We start from the raw sequence: 17,445 nt of genomic DNA, 5'->3' as shown, positions 1-17,445 counted from the left end.
CCTTATTATGATGATGATTAGCGCGCAACAACTGACTCAATACCACGGAGCACATCTGGTGCTGGACGGCATTACGTTTGAAATTATGGAGGGCGACAAGGTCGCTCTGATCGGCCGCAACGGAAGCGGCAAGACCACACTTATGCGCCTGATGGCAAGACTGAACAAGCCGGATGAAGGGCAATTGATGATAAAGAAAGATACACGACTGGGATATGTGGCTCAGGTTCCAGAAGGATTGGATGACCATACCGTACTGGATGTACTGAGTCTTGGATTCAAGGAGCTTATGATATGTCGCACGCAAATGAAGGAAATGGAGCAGCAGATGTCCGATCCAGCATGTGCAGCAGACCCTAATCAATTGGAGCGCTTGTTGAAGCGTTACGCGGTACTGCAAGACCAGTTTGAGCGTGAGGGTGGATACGAAATGGATGCCCGGATCGATCAGGTGGCAGACGGTCTGGATATCGCCAAGGCACACTATGGTTGGCGCTTCGGTTCCTTGTCCGGTGGGGAGCAGACTCGGGTGGTGCTGGCTTCACAGCTAATTGTAAGACCCGATCTGTTATTGCTGGATGAGCCGACAAACCATCTTGATCTGGAGCGGGTCGAGTGGCTGGAAGGATTTTTACGAGAATATCCCGGCACCATTGTCCTGATCTCGCATGATCGCTATTTTTTGGATCGGGTCGTGAATCGAACACTGGAGCTGGAGGATGGAGAAGCGGAAACGTCTGCTGGCGGTTATACGGAATATATGAAAGTGAAGGAACAACGGCTGTTGCAGCAATTCGAGGAGTTCAAGGAGCAACAGAAGGTTATCAAAAAAATGAAGGAAACGATCCGACAGCTGGAGGAATGGGGTCGTGTGGGTGGCAATGAAAAGTTCTTCCGCCGGGCCGCTTCCATGCGCAAGGCGCTGGAGCGGATGGAACAGGTGAAGCGTCCTGTACTGGAGCGTCGCAATGCCGAGTTCGATGTGCGTCCTACGGATCGAACGGGTAAACGGGTAGCGGTATTGGAACAGGTCGAGAAAAGCTATGGTGAGCGTGAAATCCTGCGCGGAATCTCGGGTCTGCTGGAATATGGAGATAAAATTGCACTCATTGGCCGCAATGGCTCAGGCAAGACGACCCTGTTCAAGCTGTTGCTTGGAGACGAGCAACCCAATACAGGCAAGTTGGAGTGGGGGGCACGTGTGGAGGTGGGGTATCTGGCTCAACAGGAGGAACCCACGAATCCGAAGCTGAACGTACTTGAGTACTTCCGTCTGGAAGCCGGCGTGGAGGAAGGCGAAGCTCGCGGAATTCTGGCCCGATATCTGTTCTATGGAGCGGATGTATTCCGCTCAGTGGGACAGTTATCCGGTGGGGAGTGGACGCGCCTGCGTTTGGCTCTGCTGGTGCAGCGCAAACCCAATGTGCTGCTGCTCGATGAGCCGACCAACCATCTGGATGTCGCATCCAGAGAAGCGCTGGAAGAGTCGTTGGTTGATTTTGAAGGAACCGTACTTGCCATCTCGCATGATCGGTACTTCGTCAATCGTCTCGCTTCCCGTGTATGGGAACTGGAGGAGGGACAGCTGACCGCTTATCTGGGAGACTATGAGGCGTATCGCGAGAAGAAGCTTGAATTGCAAGCTCGTGCGGCGGCGAAAGGTCAGGCTACAGCAGGAGTGGGCGTTAGTCGTGATTATGAAGCTTCTACTGAATCAGGCAAGGCGTTGACTCCTTCGGCAGCAGCTGCATCGAATCATAGAAGTGGCAATGGCAACAAACAGTCTGCGGAGAAGCTGGAACAGACGTTGGCACGTCTTGAGGTACAGATTCAGGCACTGGATCAACAACTGGAAACGGTGCAGAACAATCCGCTTGAACTGGAACAAGTCTGGAATGATCGCGAGCAATTGTCCGCTAAATACAATGATGTATTGGCACAGTGGGCTGAGTTATAAGTCAGAATGGCATGAGCATAAGATTGAACAAGCGAGGTCGGAGAGTCTTCTCCGGCCTTTTACAAATGGAGTTTTGTAACTAAATATAGATAAACTAATCATTTCGATCTGTATCTATATAGGTTGAAATAATCATTTACATGATAACGGAGAGGACAGAAAAAACCTGAAAAAGCGAAGCTAAAAGCTTTCTGGAAGAAAGCTGCATCGGAAGCATACGCTTCGCCGTTATCCCCGGATTTTCTCCTTCGGAAAAGGGAATCAAAAAATCTGGGGATAACAGCGATTGGAAGGTTATTCTGTCATCGTAGTATCAGTGTAAATAATCTTTAATTCAATTTATATAGCCTTAGTTGAAGTAAGCAGCTAAAGGATTTATGAAATTGATTCATTAGTGTAACTTTTTTCCTCCACATGCGTTAAATACGTTTGTATGAATTGAAACGGCTCACCTAAGAGCTCGCAAAAAGGGAGGTTATCGGTATCTATTATTCATTGACGTATCGGATTTGGTCGGATGATCGACAGGCGGAGACAGGGGTGCTGGAACAGACTTCAGTCACACGCGATGAATTGTTCATGCGCAAATTGGTGGATGCCACCTTGGTGAAAAACAAACTCTGGGCACATCTGTCTAATGAATGCCAGGATGGGCGCGAACATGCAGTATATGTAACGGCGTATGAGCAACAGATGCCGGATGATTACGGTGCAGCCATTGCGGATGCTGCGCTGGCGATGTGCAAAATGTCTTCCATGTACAGCGCAGAGTATATGTTGTGGAATGGAAGTTCATTTCAGGAGTTGGAACTGACAGCGTCGTCTACTTATACGATGGAGCTTGCCGAGCAACTGCTGGACCATTACATGGTTCGTGCTGGCAAGACGTATGAGTTCCTGTATTCCGTGCTGGATGCGGATCGCAAGAAAGTGTTGTTTTATATGAAAGAGGTGGATCTGTGATGAGTGACCAAGAGCGGGGGCAAGCATTGAAACCTGGATCAAAAGCAAAGCTGGTTGCTTTTTCCCTGATGCTGGCGGTTCCTGCCGTGTTATCCGGTTGTGGCAGCAACAATGATGAATGTGACCCGGAGTATGATACCGGATGTGAATATGATTCCAGCAGTGGGCATTATTACTACGGTGGGTCGTCGTATCGAAGCAACAAGGATATTAACAGCTCCTATAGCAAATCCAAGTCCAAATCAAGCGGCTTCGGTAGCTTCTTCCGCAGTTCGGGAGGATAACCGGATGAGGCAAGTGGTTCAACTGCCGTTAAGTCACGAAGAGGTATTTCAGGGCGAAGCGGAACAACAGATTCCATATCATCGAATGTACGGGAAGCAGTATTGTGTGCCTGCATTGACGGTTTATTCTCCCTCGGAGGTACAAGAGCTGCGTGCGGCAGCGGAGGCGGTAGACGGCATTTACTGTAAAGTGATGCGATTTATCCAGCAATATATGCCGGATTCTTTTTTGGAGCATCAGTTAGGTATCCATCCGGGACTTATTCCGGCGGCACGTATGGAGATGGTGACTGGAGGCATTACCCGCCAGGACTGGATTATTGGAGAAGCTGGGCCGAAGTGTATTGAAAATAATACGGACACTCCAACCGGCATACCGGAGGCTGCTGCATTGGAAAATATCCTGGTCGGTCTTGCTGAGGATCCTACGCTAACTGCGCCATCTGCCGGGATGGATACACGTATTCGGGAGTGTTTCAGGATATGGCTCGAATTCTATGCAAACCAAGGATTGCAGGGGCCGGTGACATTCACTTCTTTTGGCGAACATGTCGAAGATCGAACGAATACGGAATACCTGATGAAACGTTGTCAGGAAGCTGGATACGATGTTTTCTATGCCCCACTGGAGGAACTGGAGATTGTTCCCGGGGAGGCGCTGTACCATCAGGGTCGGGAGATTAACTTGCTATACCGCCTCTATCCACTGGAGTATCTGATCGATGATCGGGATGAGACGACAGGGGTGGACATTGGTGCTGCGCTGCTTGATCTGGTACGAGAGGGACGATTGGGCCTGATGAATCCCGCTCAGCATGTACTGATGCAGAGCAAAGGCTTCATGGCGGCAATCTGGTCACTCTACGAGCGTAACGAACAGACCCCGGAATATTGCGGGTTTACCCTCTTTGATGAAGCAGAAATGGATGTGATTTCCCGATATCTGCTACCAACCTATTTTTCGGCTGATCCTTTTGAACTGAACGCCATGCCATATGTAGCCAAAAGCTATTGGGGGCGTGAAGGCAGAGGAACTCTTTTGCTGGATGGAGGAACGGACATTGCCTCTGGGAAGCAGGATATAGAGTATCGCCTGAACGAGGAGTTAGAAACGAATCTTGCAACTGGGGAAACAGATGAGGATGAGGAGATTGCGGCCTATTATAATAACCAGCCCAAAATCTATCAGCAGCTGGTTCCGATGGAACAGGCCGTGATTGAGACGGAAGATGGAGCGTACAGCGGTTATCTGCTTACAGGAGTGTTTGTTATCGGTGGGCGATTGGCAGGAGTACTGCCTCGGATCGGGGAGAAAGTAACCGGAGATATGGCCTATTATTGCGCGGCTACGGTTCGTGAACGGATGAATGATGAGGAGGAGAAGAAGGAATGGAGAACTTGGGATTGAACTTGCTGAATGTTGTGGTGGGTATAGGCATTCTGCTGGTGGTATTGGTATGTGGATATTTCGCGTTTAGCAAATTGACCCGGTATAACGATAGTGAGGAAATCGCCAAAGGTAACGAGGCGGCAGGCATATATATGGGTAGCAAACTGCTGGGACTCTGTATTATTGTCGGAATGGTATCATTCTCTACGCACTCGTGGCTGGATATGCTGCTGTGGTCGGCGCTGGGCATCATTATTCTGTGTCTGGTCTATATTATATTTGACTTCCTCACGCCCAAAATGCGAGTTTGCGAAGAAATCGCAAGAGGCAATATGGCGGTGGCACAATTGCTGCGTTCGATTATCATCGGCGTTTCCATCGTCATCGGTACATTTTTGATGTAAAATAAGACATAGTGTTTTATAGGATGAATTAATAAACGGAAGAAGGAGCGCGGCATCATGAGAAGAGTCATCATCGATACAGATACAGCAGGAGACGATACGATTGCGATCCTGACGGCATTGCATCACTTTCAGGTGGAAGGCATCACCATTACGGGAGGTAACGTTCAATTCGACCAGGAGGTTGAAAATGCCCTGTACACGGTACAGGTTGCTGGACATGGCGGTAAAGTGCCTGTATATAAAGGTTGCGAGCGTCCGCTAATGGCTTACGGTAAAGCTCAGCACCGTACAGTGGAAGACGTGCATGGCGATGATGGCATGGGTGGCGCGCATTTCCCGAAGGCGGATCAGCGTCCCGAGAGCGGGCATGCGGTTGATTTTATCATTGAGAAGGTGCATGCACATCCGGGTGAAATTGAGCTCTTGGCAATTGCTCCGCTGACCAACATTGCAATGGCAATTCAGAAGGACCCCACGATTATTTCGGAGATTGCTCACCTGTATATCATGGGCGGAACGAATAATGCACTGGGCAATATCACACCGGCGGCGGAGTATAACTTCTACGTGGACCCGGAAGCAGCGAAAATTGTACTGCATGCCGGCATTCCGATCACAATGGTTGGCTGGGAGATGTGTACGCAATATTCGGTGATGGACGATGATGACCATGCAGAGATTGCGGCTCTCGGTACATCTGGTGCTGATTTCTTCACCGCTATTAACAAAGTCGTTATGCAGTTCAACAAGTCGGTACATAAACTCCATGGCACCACTCATCCGGATACGTTGCTGATGGCTGTTGCGGCAGATGAATCCATCATGACCAAGTCAGGTCAATATTATGTGGATGTGGAAGCGGCAGGAGAACTGACACGTGGATACAGTGTGGTTGATATCAATGGACGTTTTGGCAAAGAGCCGAATGTACGTGTATGTGAAGCCATTGATCGGCCCAAGTTCAAATCCATGTTGCTCGATGTTCTCTCAGCGATTCAATAAACGCAGTAATTAATCTGCAGGAAAAATAAAAAATCCGCACCTTTCCCAGGTACGGATTTTTTATTGCCCATTTTTGGAATAACTACTTCACCTGTCGTAGTAAGTTGTGCTATACTTCAACTACTACGACAGATGAAGTAACGAGGAGGAGTATCTTTTGTGATCAGCAGTGACGTTATACGTGGCTACAATGATACGCTGATCCTCTACATGCTGCTTGAAGGGGAGTCGTACGGCTACGAGATTTCCAAGAACATCAGACAGCTGACAGAGGAAAAGTACGTCATGAAGGAAACGACATTATACTCGGCCTTCACCCGATTGGAGAAGAACGGTTATATTCAATCGTTTTACCTGGATGAGAATAGTTTGGGGAAGCGTCGTACCTATTACCGGATTACGCCGCCCGGCCTCGACTATTACAGAGAAAAGTGTGAGGAATGGAAGGTTACGCAGGAGGTTGTTAATCTATTTATCAGGGAGTTGTGACGGAACATGGAGACAATTATGGTTTATCTGGAGAACATGTTTGTTGGTCTGCCGAAGACACCTGAGGTGGAACATCTGAAGCAGGAGCTCCTTTCGGGGATGGAAGATAAGTACCTGGAATTGAAGCGAGAAGGCAAGTCGGAGAATGAAGCCATCGGTATTGTGATCTCAGAATTCGGTAACATAGAGGAGTTAACAGCCGAACTCGGTATTCAGCCAGTCAGCCCGGAAGAGACAGTACCTGTGTTAACGGAAGAAGAGATTTACGCATATACCACTGCGAAAAGAAATGCTGGATTTTGGATTGGACTGGGTGTTTTATTGTGCGCGTCAGGTGTGGCATTTCTAATTTTCATGGATGCCTTATTTGAGAACTATGCCATTTCAGCTGCAAACCGTTCGGTGGAAACGGGCGCTGTACTAGGCCTGATCGGCATGTTCGTATTGATTGCCATTGCGGTAAGCATGTTCATATACAGCGGTATGAAGCTGGAACGCTTCAATTATATGGAGAAGGGCTTCCAGCTTCCTTATACACTTAAAATGAGTATTCAGCATAGTCGGGAGAGCTTTGCTCTGACTTATCGTATAGCCATCATTACGGGTGTCTGCCTTTGCATTCTGTCTCCTGTGTTTATTTTCGCAGCCTCTTCTATCAATGATAACTACGCCTCTTATGGTGTATCTGCCTTTATGGTCATGGCTGGGGTAGGAGTATTCCTGTTTGTATATTACGGTAATATTCAGGGGGCTTACACAAACTTGCTGGAGAAGCACCAGTTGACGGTAGAGAAGAAGCAGGAGGTCAAGGTTGTGAGAGCCGTGGAAGCGATTGTATGGCCGCTGGCGACAGCCATCTTCTTGTTCACAGGCTTTGTATATCAACGGTGGGATATCAATTGGGCCATATTTCCGATTACCGGTATTCTCTCCGGCAGCTTTAGCAATGTGTACCATATTATGAAAAGCAAAAATTCGTCCTGAGCACGCTGCTTTGGATAGTAAAGCCCACCTGATCTACTATATAGATCAGGTGGGCTTTTTTATACGTTAATCTAACCTTGCTACAACAAAAATGAGCGAATGCCTGTCGTGACCAGATCATGGTCTTCTTCATCAGGCAAACCCGATACTGTAATGGTGCCGACTTGTCCTTCATTTTCCAGAATCAGCGGGAAAGCGCCACCAGCCAGGACATAATCAGAAGCAGGCAGGTTGAAGTTGTGCTCAAGTGTCTGATTCTCGTTTCTTAGCCGTAGGGCCGTATGCCAGGAGCTGGAAGAAAAATGGTTCACTACATTGTTCTTGCGGCGAATCCAGTCTTCGTTGTCGGGATGAGTGCCTTCCATGGCGTGCAAAAAGAGACGGTGTCCCTTCAGGGCAATGTCGATGGTCACGGCTTGGGAACGACGCTTCGCTTCTTCAACCAGATGAAGGCCAAGGTTAAGCGCCGTTTCAGAATCAAATGTAGCAAATACCAAGTCCTTTTCTTCCTGCTGCATTTCCTTTAATCTTTCGGTCATGGTCAGGTTCAAATTACAGGCAGCCCCTTTACATATATGATTGATGTCTACATTCGACATGAATAGGTTTAGTACCTCCCCAATGCGGACTGGACGATGTTAGTGGATGTTACAGGTGTGGTTAAAGATCGCTCATTTGGAGACCGTACATCGGCTGTGTTAAAGTGAAGGGAACCTAATATACAAAACTCTTAAAGTTAAAATAATTTATCGCCTCAGTAGGCAGGAGGAGAAGCAGGATGCTGTTTTATTTTGTAGCACTACTGGTGACTTTGGTGGATCAGGGAACCAAGATTGCAGTGAGGATGTATATGGAAGTTGGCGACGTGATGAGACTGGGTGACTCTGGTATGCAGTTACAACATTACGAGAACAGTGGAATGGCGGGCAGTCTGTTTCAGGGGAACGCGCGTCTGTTCGGTGTGATCGCTGTTCTGTTCATCGCGGGCATGCTGTATTACCGGAGTAAAGGGGAGATTCGCGGATTCTGGATGCAAGCTGGCGCAGGTTTTATGGTCGGTGGGGCTCTAGGAAATGCGATCGATCGATTTATCTATGCGAGGGTAACGGATTTTCTCGTCTTTCCGTCAGGGCGTGGTATCTTGAATCTCGCTGATGTCGCAATTAACATCGGTGTGGTCATGATCATCATCGGTATGTTAATTCGTGCATATCAGAGTTATCGGGCCAAGCGTTTACGCAATGCTTTGCCAAAAGTTGAGCGTTCGTGACACGTGGATAAAAGCTTTACAGTAGCTGAATATAAGTTTAATAAGAGAGGGACATTGGATATCATCCAGTGTCTTTTGTTATGCCAATTTCGGTCCATGGGAAGAACTGCCTTGATTCAATTTTACCGAAACCGTTTTAGAAATAATAGAGACCTGTATAGTCAACGCTCATAGTATGAATTGGTGGAAGGATTAACCAAATGGTTATTTCACCACCTGAATGGGTAAATCTTTACGTATAAAGCTGAGGGAGGTACAACATGAGAACAACACTTACCAAGGCTCTCGGGACAATGTTGCTATGTGGAATGATGGCTGTACTTCTATCTTCGTGTACCAGTGGAGATAGCGCGAATGGCAAAGTGCAGATTGAATTTTTCCAGAACAAGCCTGAAGCCAAAACAACCTTTGATGAATTAATTAAAACGTTCAACGCAGAGCATGATGATATTCAGGTGACACAGGTGAATCCACCCGATGCGGAGACGGTGTTGAAGACACGTGTCGTCAAAAATGATATCCCTGATATTATGGCCATGGGTGCAACGGATACGTATTCAATCCTCGCCCAGAGTGATATTTTTACCAATCTGACAGACAGTTCACTGCTCAAGACGATTGATCCGAACTACATACAAATGCTGAAGGATCTCACAGGCATGGACGAAGTGACGGGTATTCCTTACGCAACCAATGCAAACGGCATCATGTACAACAAAACGCTGTTTAAGGAAATGGGATTGGACGTACCCAAGACGTGGGATGAACTCATTGCGACTGCCCAAAAGATTATAGATGCAGGTGAGATTCCATTTTACTTCACATACAAGGATGACTGGCAGACAAGCCTGCCGTTCAATGCCTTGGCCTCCAACCTGGTCGGTATTGATTTCTATCAGGAGCGGCGTGATAACAAAGTGACGTTCAAGGAGAAATACCGCGAGGTGGCTGAGAAGCAGCTGGAGCTCATGAAGTATGGTCACAGCGATAACTTTGGTAAAGCTTATTCGGACGGTAACCGTGCCTTCGCTAACGGTGAAGCTTTCATGTACATCCAGGGAACCTGGGCCATCTCGGAGATTCGCAAAGCGAACCCAAATGTAGACATCGGTTTCTTCCCCTTCCCAACGGGCAACAATGCAAGCAAGATCAAGCTGGTGAACGGGATCGACTCCCTGTTTACCATTGCGGCGGACACGCCTAATCGCGAGCAGGCAGAGACGTTTATTGCGTTTCTGTTGGAGCCTGAAAATATCGGAAGATACATTGACGAACAGACGCTGTTCTCTGCGGTCGAAGATGTAAAGCAGGATGATCCTGCGGTACAGGAATTGATGCCTTATATCGAGCAGGGCAAGGTTGTTGACTTTCCCGATCACTATATTCCGGCTGCGGTGCAGCTGAATTCCATCGTACAGTCCTTTTTGCAGAACCAAAACATCGACAACTATCTAGATACACTCGACAAAGAATGGGACAAGGTAGCCAATCGGCGCTAAGTCTTGTCTGAAGGAGGATGGAACATGAACAAGCGTATCGCACCTTATTACTGGATGACGGTTCCGGCGGTAGTATTGTTCTTCGTATTTATGACACTGCCGGCCCTCCAGGGCATCTATTATTCATTTACGAATTATAACGGATTCGGGAAAGAGTATGACTTTGTTGGCTTCAAAAACTATTTCAACTTATTCCAAGATGACAACGTGGGTAACGCCTACTGGTTTACGTTCAAATTCGCGATCGTTGTGACGATCCTGACCAATATCCTGAGCCTGCTCATTGCACTCGGGCTGAATGCCAAGATCAAGTTCCGTAACTTTTTCCGCGGCATCTATTTCCTGCCCAATATTCTGAGTGTGCTGATCGTAGGTTACATATTTAACTACCTGTTCTCCAACGTATTCCCGATCTGGGGACAAAATCTGGGCATCAACGCACTCTCTACGAACATACTTGGTAGCGAGAGTCTGGCCTGGATCGGTATCGTCATTGTTGCCGTATGGCAATCCGTGGCCCTGAATACGATTCTGTATTTGGCTGGTCTGCAAACGATACCAACGACGCTGTACGAGGCATCCAACCTCGACGGTGCAGGCAAATGGCGTGAATTCTGGAGTATTACCTTCCCGCTTATTGCCCCGTTCTTCACCATTAATATGGTGCTGGCAATGAAAAACTCGCTTATGGTCTTTGACCAAATCGTAGCCTTGACCAACGGTGGTCCAGGACGGGCGACACAGTCCATCTCCCATCTGATCTACACCGGAGGATTCGAAGGCGGCGAATATGCATATCAATCTGCGAACTCGGTTATTTACTTCATCGTTATTGCGGTGATTTCAATTCTGCAAATCCGGTTCCTGCAAAGAAGGGAGATGGATCTGTAATGAGAAGCCGTACACGAATTAATTGGCTCGTTATGCTGCTCGTTGTGCTGGGCACCCTGTTTATCCTGTTCCCATTGTATATGACCGTTACGATTGCTTTGAAAAACCCGGAACAGATGGCCCAATCGGTCTTTGCCATTCCAACAACGCTTCACTGGGAGAATTTCGCGAGGGCCATTGACATGACGAACTTCTTCCAATCATTCCGTAACAGTGCGATCGTTACCGCATCAACTGTGCTCTTAACATTGCTCAGTAACTCGATGGTGGCCTATGCCATTGCGCGGAATATGGAGAAACGCAAGTTTTTCAAAGGGCTGTATTATTACTTTGTCAGCGCGATGTTCATCCCGTTCCCGATCATCATGCTGCCGATTGTGAAGCTGACTGCATCCCTGGAGATGACGAATCTGGTAGGTCTGATCCTGCTGCACACGGTCTATGGCCTGGCATTCAACGTATTTGTGTACGTGGGATACATCCGGTCCATTCCGGTAGCGCTGGAGGAAGCGGCGTTTGTGGATGGAGCGACAACTTGGGGCACGTTCTGGAGAATCATTTTCCCGCTCATGGCACCCATCAGTGCCACGGTTGGTATTCTGACCTGTCTGTCGACGTACAACGACTTCTTGCTGCCACTCATTATTATCAGTGATCCGGGACAGTACACGCTGCCGCTGGTACAGTATGTATTCCAAGGACAGTTCAATACCGAGTTTAACCTGGCATTTGCATCCTACCTGCTCGCGCTGCTGCCGATGATTATCATTTACCTGTTCGCACAGAAGTGGATCATCAACGGAGTTACGCAAGGGTCTGTGAAATAACTGAAAAGGTGCTAAAGAAAAGAATGTATGTGAAGGAATATGAACGAAGAGAGGTGGACTCTAAGAGTCCCCTCTCTTTTTTTTGATCTTTGTCATATGACGTTTGGGAACTGTCAGAAGGATTGATTAACCTGTAAATCTATGCTATTTTTTAGTCGTTAGTTTAATCGATAAACAAAGACTAAAAGAGAAGAAGATTGAGTTTTATTATGCAAGCGCTTTAACTATATAAATTGAACTAAACATTTGCACGAGAACGGAGAGGGCAGAAATAACCTGAAAAAGCGGAGCTAAAAGCTTTCTGAAAGAAAGCTGCATCGGAAGCATATGCTTCGCCTTTATCACCGGATTTTCCCCTTTAACAAGGGAATCAAAAAATCTGGGGATAACAGCGATTGGAAGGTTATTCTGTCATCGTAGTGGCTAGTGTAAATATTCTTTCGTTCATTTTATATAGAAAAACTGAATACGTGGATAAATCCGGCATCGTTTGTACCCAGTCCTCAAGAGCACGGGCGTAAGGTGGTGGATTCTTTTACATGCAAAATGAGAGGAGAATGGGGAAGTTGCACGGGAAAATAGGACATTTTAACTCACTTCGCAATCAGATCTTCATTGGTTTCGTTATGGTGATGCTTGTTGTTCTGCTGCTCGCAGGCATATCAGCCTATGATCGGGTGGCCGCTTTGCTGAAAAGCAATGCGGAGAAACATATTCATCAAACCGCCGTCCAAGCCAGTGGCAGATTGGATGCACTCATTGCACAAGTGAATTCGCTGACCGCCCAGGTGGCGGATGATTCATATGTGCAACGCCTGCTTAGTGATGAAAAGCAAGGCAACCCGGCAACCTTTAATCAGCGTCAAGCCCTCTTGCAGATTGCAGGCAGTTATCAGTCTTTTATCAATGGTGCGCAAAGTATGGAGATTTACACAACGGGTTACCATCGCATCTTCCCTATGGATGACCGATCCCTCGATCTTAGAGTGGAACGCAGCTGGATAACCAAGGCGGATGAAGGAAAAGGCAGACTGGTGTGGGCAGGTGATGATCCTGAAGACCCGGGAGTCCTTCTGGCTATTCGACGCATTAACCTGCTGGAACATTCCTTTGAGCATGGAGGCTATATTGTGGTGCGGATGCAACGCAGTTTCTTTCAACTCAATGATTCGAATGGGGCAGATGGTTCGCAGGACTCCATCATGCTCCTGGATGGGGCAGGCGAAGTGGTGACTTCCGATCTGGAGATTAATCTCGATCCAAAAGCCATATTGGACAGCGGATCAGTCGTCCACAACGGGGAGGAATCCTATATCGTCGTCCGTCAAAAATCGGAGTTAACGGGATGGACACTTGCTGTACTGACTCCACTGGGGGAGACAACAGAAGGTGTATCCATTCTAAGGACGGCGCTGCTCGTCTCGGGAATGATTGGTGTTGTTCTGTTCCTTATCATGTCCTTCTTCCTGTCGACGATGATTACACGTCCGCTCATACGTCTGATGCGGGCCATGCGCAGTGCACAGCCGGGAGCCATGAGGCCTAATCTAATGGTCAGTTCTACGATGGAGATCAACGAACTCAACAACGTATATAACCAGATGGTCTACAGGCAGAACGAATTGACCCGTGTGGTTCATGAGAAGGAAGTCATGCAGTCCCGGGCCGAGCTGAAGGCGTTGCAGTCTCAGATTAATCCCCATTTTCTATTCAACACACTGGAAGCGTTCTATTGGTCCCTTGAGGAGAAGGGAGACGAGGAGATGGCGCGTATGGTTGTGGCGATGTCCCGATTATTCCGCTACACGATCTCCAGTTCACAGCAGGATGAATGGGTTACGATTGCCGACGAGCTGGAACACGCAGAGCAGTATCTTCGAATTATGCAGATGCGGTTGGGAGATCGAATGCAATGGGAGATTCAGCTGAGCGATGCAGTTCGTCAGATCCCCATTCCGAAACTGCTTATACAGCCCTTGGTGGAAAATGCGATCCTCCATGGCATTGAAAGTAAACTGGGACCGGGAAAGATGAGCATTCATGTGGATGCTTCGACCGAGAAAAACCTGGTTTGTATTGAGGTTCGGGATGATGGTCCCGGTATGGATGAATTACGGCTTCAATCTGTCATTGATGCTTTACATGGTGGTCCCGCTGTATCCAACAAGGGGTCAGGCGTAGGTCTGATCAACGTACATCGACGGCTGAAGCTCTACTTTGGCAGCCAACTTGGCGAACGGTGCAAACTCTCCTTAACAAGTAAGGTTGGGGAAGGGACCGTCATTTGCTTTGAGATTCCCATGGGAACGGAGGGTGCATATGATTCATGACAAAACAATTCTTATTGTTGATGATGAGCCACGTACAAGAGAGGGTATTCGCAAGACACTGGAGGGGTGGTCGGCAGGACGAAATCACATCCGGACTGCGGAAAGTGGTGCTCAGGCTGTGGAATGGCTCAGGAAACAGCCAGCAGATCTGTTGATAACGGACGTTCGCATGCCGGAAATCTCCGGGTTATCTCTGATCGAAGCCATTCAGCATTTTTCGAACAAGCCAGTTGTGCTGATTATGTCAGGACATGCCGATTTTCAGTACGCCCAACAGGCTATTAAGCTGGGTGTCGTGGAGTATATGTTGAAACCGATTGATAAGGAACAGTTGCTTCAGACCGTCGAGAAAGCCCTAAAGTTCAGCGAACAACAGCGACGCATTCAAACGATGCAGGAACTGGTGGACCCCAAGTTGCTGGATGTTAAGGAGCGCGGGGAACAGAGACTCAATAGCCAGATCAGTGAAGCTTTGACCTATGTGGATGCTCATCTGGGTGACCATGTGACCATGCGTGAAATCGCTGATTTACTTCATCTAAACTCAAGTTACTTCAGTGTGTTGTTCAAGGAACAGATTGGCATCAATTTTAGTGAATACCTTACCCGCAAACGCATTCAACGCGCGAAGGAGTTGCTTGTGCAGACGACCATGCCGATCTCGGAAATTGCGGAACAGGTGGGTTATCAGACGGATAAGTATTTTATCACGGTATTTAAAAGTCTGGAGGGGCTTAGCCCAAGCAAGTATCGTCATTCCTTAACTGTACGAGGTAACGAATAACCTCAAAAAAGTGGAGTTTTACCAAATAATCCTAGCCTTATGGGGATGTGAGGCTCATGCTACAATTTGGTTAAAGCGGTTACATTAACCGAAAAAAACCAAGGGGGTTGGGATAATGAGCAAAAAGACGATGGCCATGCTTCTGTCATGGACGCTGGTTCTCGCCGTAATTTTATCCGGATGTAACAGTTCAGGTTCGGATCAGGAGGGTGAAGCGGGCAGCAACGGCACAGATGGGAAAGTAACCCTCAAATTCATGCACCTCTGGCCAGCGGGCAGTTCCGCACAGCAAAACAAACTGGTCAACGATATCATCAAGCAGTATCAGACAGATCATCCGAATGTGACCATCAAGCAGGAAGTGCTGGAGAATGAACAGTACAAGAACAAGCTGAAAATTTTGTCTGCATCCAATGAACTTCCCGATGTGGGTGTAACTTGGGCTGCCGGATTTCTGGAGCCTTATGTAAAGGGCAATCTGTTTGCGCCGTTGGATGATGTGCTTAGCGGCTCGCTTGGCGACAAATTCATAGCCGGAACAACCGAAGCCTATGCGATTGGCGGCAAAACGTATGCACTGCCTATCGAGTTAAATATCTCCCCCATTTATTATAACAAAGCCATTTTTGCGAAATATAACTTGCAGCCGCCAACAACGTACGATGAATTCCTGAGTGTGCTGAAGACACTGACCGAGAACGGTGAGGTTCCGATCGCACTGGGCAATAAAGACCGCTGGACTGGCTCACTCTGGTATATGTATCTGGCGAATCGGTTAGGTGGAGAAGCATTGGAAAAGGCCATCAATGGATCCGGCAAATTCGATGATCCTGCTCTGACTCAAGCTGCTGCCGAGGTACAAAAGCTGGTGGATATGAATGTCTTCAACAAAGGCTTTAACGGGTTGTCCAACGATGAGGGCAAATCCGAATTCATGAACGAAAAAGCTGCCATGTATCTGATGGGCACCTGGGAACTGCCGAACTTCACAACCAACCCGGACATTCCCCAGGAATTCAAGGACAAGATCGGATTTTTCAAATTCCCGACGATTGAAGGCGGCAAGAGCGATATTAACAGTTGGGTAGGCGGTCCAGGCGTAGGGTTGTTCGTGGCCCAGAATTCCAAAGTGAAGGAAGAAGCGCAGAAGTTCGTGCAATACTTTGTGGAAAAATGGGGTGAGAGTTCGGTTACCGAAGCAGGCGTCATCCCGGCAACCAAAGTGGATACTGCAGCAGTACAACTGCCACAGCTCTACATCGATCTGCTGAACGAATTGAATCAGGCCAGCAGTCTCACACTCTTTGCAGACGTGCAGATGAAACCGGCAGCCGCTCAGGCACATCTGGACATGATTCAGGCGTTGTTTGGCAAAGCAGTGACACCGGAGGACTTTGTGAAGAATCATCAGGCTGCGATTGATAAAGGCAATTGACGTACACGCGTTTGAACGCTTGAAGGGAGGATAATGTGATGGACAAAGTCATGTCCAACCGTCTCGTTGCTGCGTTGTACGTGCTTCCTGCACTGCTTCTGCTGCTGGTCTTGGTTTACATCCCGATCGTGCTCACCGGGTATTATGGGTTGATGCAATGGGACGGGATCGGTGCAATGACCTTTATAGGATTGGATAATTACGCCAGACTGCTTCAGGACGGAACATTCTGGCAGAGTGCAAATCATACCTTTCTGCTTGCTTTGTTCTCGGCGCTGAGTCTGATCGGTTATCTGATGATTGCTTTGGTGCTGTCAGGCAAGATCAAGGGTGCCAACCTGTTCCGCAAAATATATTTGATCCCGATGCTGCTATCTTCGGTCGCAATCGCCCAGTTATGGCTGAAAATCTACCATCCCAGCAATGGTGTACTGAACACCTTTCTGGAGGCGATCGGCTTCAGCAATCCGCCAGCCTGGCTGGCGGAGCCATCCCTGGTGCTGTATGCCCTGTTCGTACCGATTCTGTGGCAGTATGCAGGTTTCTATATTTTGATCTATTATGCGGCCCTCAAAAACATTCCGGAATCTCTGGTGGAAGCAGCCCGGATTGATGGGGCAAGTCCTTGGCAGATCGCTTTTCGAATCAAGCTGCCGCTGATTACAGAAGTCATCAAGGTGACCGTTGTACTGGCTGTGGTAGGCTCACTCAAGTATTTCGATCTCATCTACGTGATGACCGATGGCGGACCGAATGGCTCCAGCGAAGTGATGGCCTCCTATATGTATCGTCAGGCGTTCCGTAGCTTCGACTTTGGTTACGGCAGTGCTGTAGGTTTCTTCCTGCTCTTGATCTGTCTGTTTGTTACCTGGCTGCTTCGCAAAGCGACGGCATCCAAAGATACGATCCAGTATTCCTGACGAAATGAAAGGA

The 17,445-nt window shown here is 48.0% G+C and carries 17 protein-coding genes; 16 read left to right on the top strand and 1 reads right to left on the bottom strand.

Going from position 1 to position 17,445, the window contains the following annotated elements; translation table 11 throughout:
- Positions 1 to 7: 7 nt before the first annotated feature.
- From abc-f to ABTV53_RS27420, 8 genes are all read left to right on the top strand, one after another.
- Positions 8 to 1,957, top strand: coding sequence for a ribosomal protection-like ABC-F family protein (gene abc-f / locus ABTV53_RS27455; RefSeq protein ID WP_433748610.1), 1,950 nt, complete (start codon positions 8 to 10; stop codon positions 1,955 to 1,957).
- Between the two features lie 495 nt (positions 1,958 to 2,452).
- Positions 2,453 to 2,920: a hypothetical protein gene (locus ABTV53_RS27450; protein WP_433748608.1), complete on the top strand. Its 468-nt coding sequence runs from the start codon at positions 2,453 to 2,455 to the stop codon at positions 2,918 to 2,920.
- Positions 2,920 to 3,204 carry a hypothetical protein gene (locus ABTV53_RS27445; RefSeq protein WP_433748605.1) on the top strand — a complete coding sequence of 95 codons (285 nt, stop codon included), beginning with the start codon at positions 2,920 to 2,922 and terminating at the stop codon, positions 3,202 to 3,204. Before ABTV53_RS27450 ends, ABTV53_RS27445 begins: the two co-directional genes overlap by 1 nt.
- A gap of 4 nt (positions 3,205 to 3,208) precedes the next feature.
- Positions 3,209 to 4,612 (top strand): glutathionylspermidine synthase family protein, encoded by a 1,404-nt coding sequence (locus ABTV53_RS27440; RefSeq protein ID WP_433748603.1) that lies wholly within the window; start codon positions 3,209 to 3,211, stop codon positions 4,610 to 4,612.
- Positions 4,594 to 4,998: a DUF350 domain-containing protein gene (locus tag ABTV53_RS27435; protein ID WP_433748600.1), complete on the top strand. Its 405-nt coding sequence runs from the start codon at positions 4,594 to 4,596 to the stop codon at positions 4,996 to 4,998. The genes ABTV53_RS27440 and ABTV53_RS27435 overlap by 19 nt, the downstream gene beginning before the upstream one ends.
- Before the next feature lie 57 nt (positions 4,999 to 5,055).
- Positions 5,056 to 6,003, top strand: a complete 948-nt coding sequence (locus ABTV53_RS27430; RefSeq protein ID WP_433748599.1) for a nucleoside hydrolase — start codon at positions 5,056 to 5,058, stop codon at positions 6,001 to 6,003.
- Positions 6,004 to 6,162: 159 nt separating this feature from the next.
- A complete protein-coding gene (locus ABTV53_RS27425; protein WP_105600351.1) occupies positions 6,163 to 6,492 on the top strand; it encodes a PadR family transcriptional regulator in 330 nt (109 codons plus the stop codon).
- A 6-nt stretch (positions 6,493 to 6,498) separates the two neighbouring features.
- Positions 6,499 to 7,476, top strand: a complete 978-nt coding sequence (locus ABTV53_RS27420; RefSeq protein WP_433748595.1) for a permease prefix domain 1-containing protein — start codon at positions 6,499 to 6,501, stop codon at positions 7,474 to 7,476.
- 80 nt (positions 7,477 to 7,556) lie between these two features.
- On the opposite strand, the gene ABTV53_RS27415 is transcribed toward ABTV53_RS27420, so the two are convergent.
- Positions 7,557 to 8,075: a heme-degrading domain-containing protein gene (locus ABTV53_RS27415; protein ID WP_433748592.1), complete on the bottom strand. Its 519-nt coding sequence runs from the start codon at positions 8,073 to 8,075 to the stop codon at positions 7,557 to 7,559.
- A 179-nt stretch (positions 8,076 to 8,254) separates the two neighbouring features.
- On the opposite strand from ABTV53_RS27415, the gene lspA reads away from it, so the two are divergent.
- The 8 genes from lspA to ABTV53_RS27375 all read left to right on the top strand — a co-directional run bounded on the left by lspA (position 8,255) and on the right by ABTV53_RS27375 (position 17,432).
- The gene (gene lspA / locus ABTV53_RS27410; protein ID WP_076333791.1) at positions 8,255 to 8,746 is read left to right on the top strand and encodes a signal peptidase II; all 492 of its coding nucleotides are present in this window, start codon (positions 8,255 to 8,257) and stop codon (positions 8,744 to 8,746) included.
- Between the two features lie 308 nt (positions 8,747 to 9,054).
- Positions 9,055 to 10,245: an ABC transporter substrate-binding protein gene (locus ABTV53_RS27405; protein WP_433754355.1), complete on the top strand. Its 1,191-nt coding sequence runs from the start codon at positions 9,055 to 9,057 to the stop codon at positions 10,243 to 10,245.
- Positions 10,246 to 10,269: 24 nt separating this feature from the next.
- Complete coding sequence (locus ABTV53_RS27400; RefSeq protein ID WP_036606633.1) at positions 10,270 to 11,136, top strand: carbohydrate ABC transporter permease; 867 nt, start codon at positions 10,270 to 10,272, stop codon at positions 11,134 to 11,136.
- Positions 11,136 to 11,963, top strand: a complete 828-nt coding sequence (locus ABTV53_RS27395; RefSeq protein ID WP_339180415.1) for a carbohydrate ABC transporter permease — start codon at positions 11,136 to 11,138, stop codon at positions 11,961 to 11,963. Before ABTV53_RS27400 ends, ABTV53_RS27395 begins: the two co-directional genes overlap by 1 nt.
- A 566-nt stretch (positions 11,964 to 12,529) precedes the next feature.
- Positions 12,530 to 14,293: a cache domain-containing sensor histidine kinase gene (locus ABTV53_RS27390; protein WP_433748587.1), complete on the top strand. Its 1,764-nt coding sequence runs from the start codon at positions 12,530 to 12,532 to the stop codon at positions 14,291 to 14,293.
- The gene (locus ABTV53_RS27385; RefSeq protein WP_433748584.1) at positions 14,283 to 15,077 is read left to right on the top strand and encodes a response regulator transcription factor; all 795 of its coding nucleotides are present in this window, start codon (positions 14,283 to 14,285) and stop codon (positions 15,075 to 15,077) included. The genes ABTV53_RS27390 and ABTV53_RS27385 overlap by 11 nt, the downstream gene beginning before the upstream one ends.
- Positions 15,078 to 15,192: 115 nt before the next feature.
- Positions 15,193 to 16,512, top strand: coding sequence for an extracellular solute-binding protein (locus ABTV53_RS27380; protein ID WP_433748581.1), 1,320 nt, complete (start codon positions 15,193 to 15,195; stop codon positions 16,510 to 16,512).
- A gap of 38 nt (positions 16,513 to 16,550) precedes the next feature.
- Positions 16,551 to 17,432, top strand: a complete 882-nt coding sequence (locus ABTV53_RS27375) for a carbohydrate ABC transporter permease (protein WP_307541414.1) — start codon at positions 16,551 to 16,553, stop codon at positions 17,430 to 17,432.
- Positions 17,433 to 17,445 lie beyond the last annotated feature (13 nt).

This window comes from Paenibacillus amylolyticus, from assembly GCF_050990605.1.
GTDB lineage: Bacteria > Bacillota > Bacilli > Paenibacillales > Paenibacillaceae > Paenibacillus > Paenibacillus amylolyticus_H.
The sequence above is the reverse complement of the archived record's forward strand: the minus strand, read 5'-3'. Positions and strand labels throughout refer to the sequence as shown.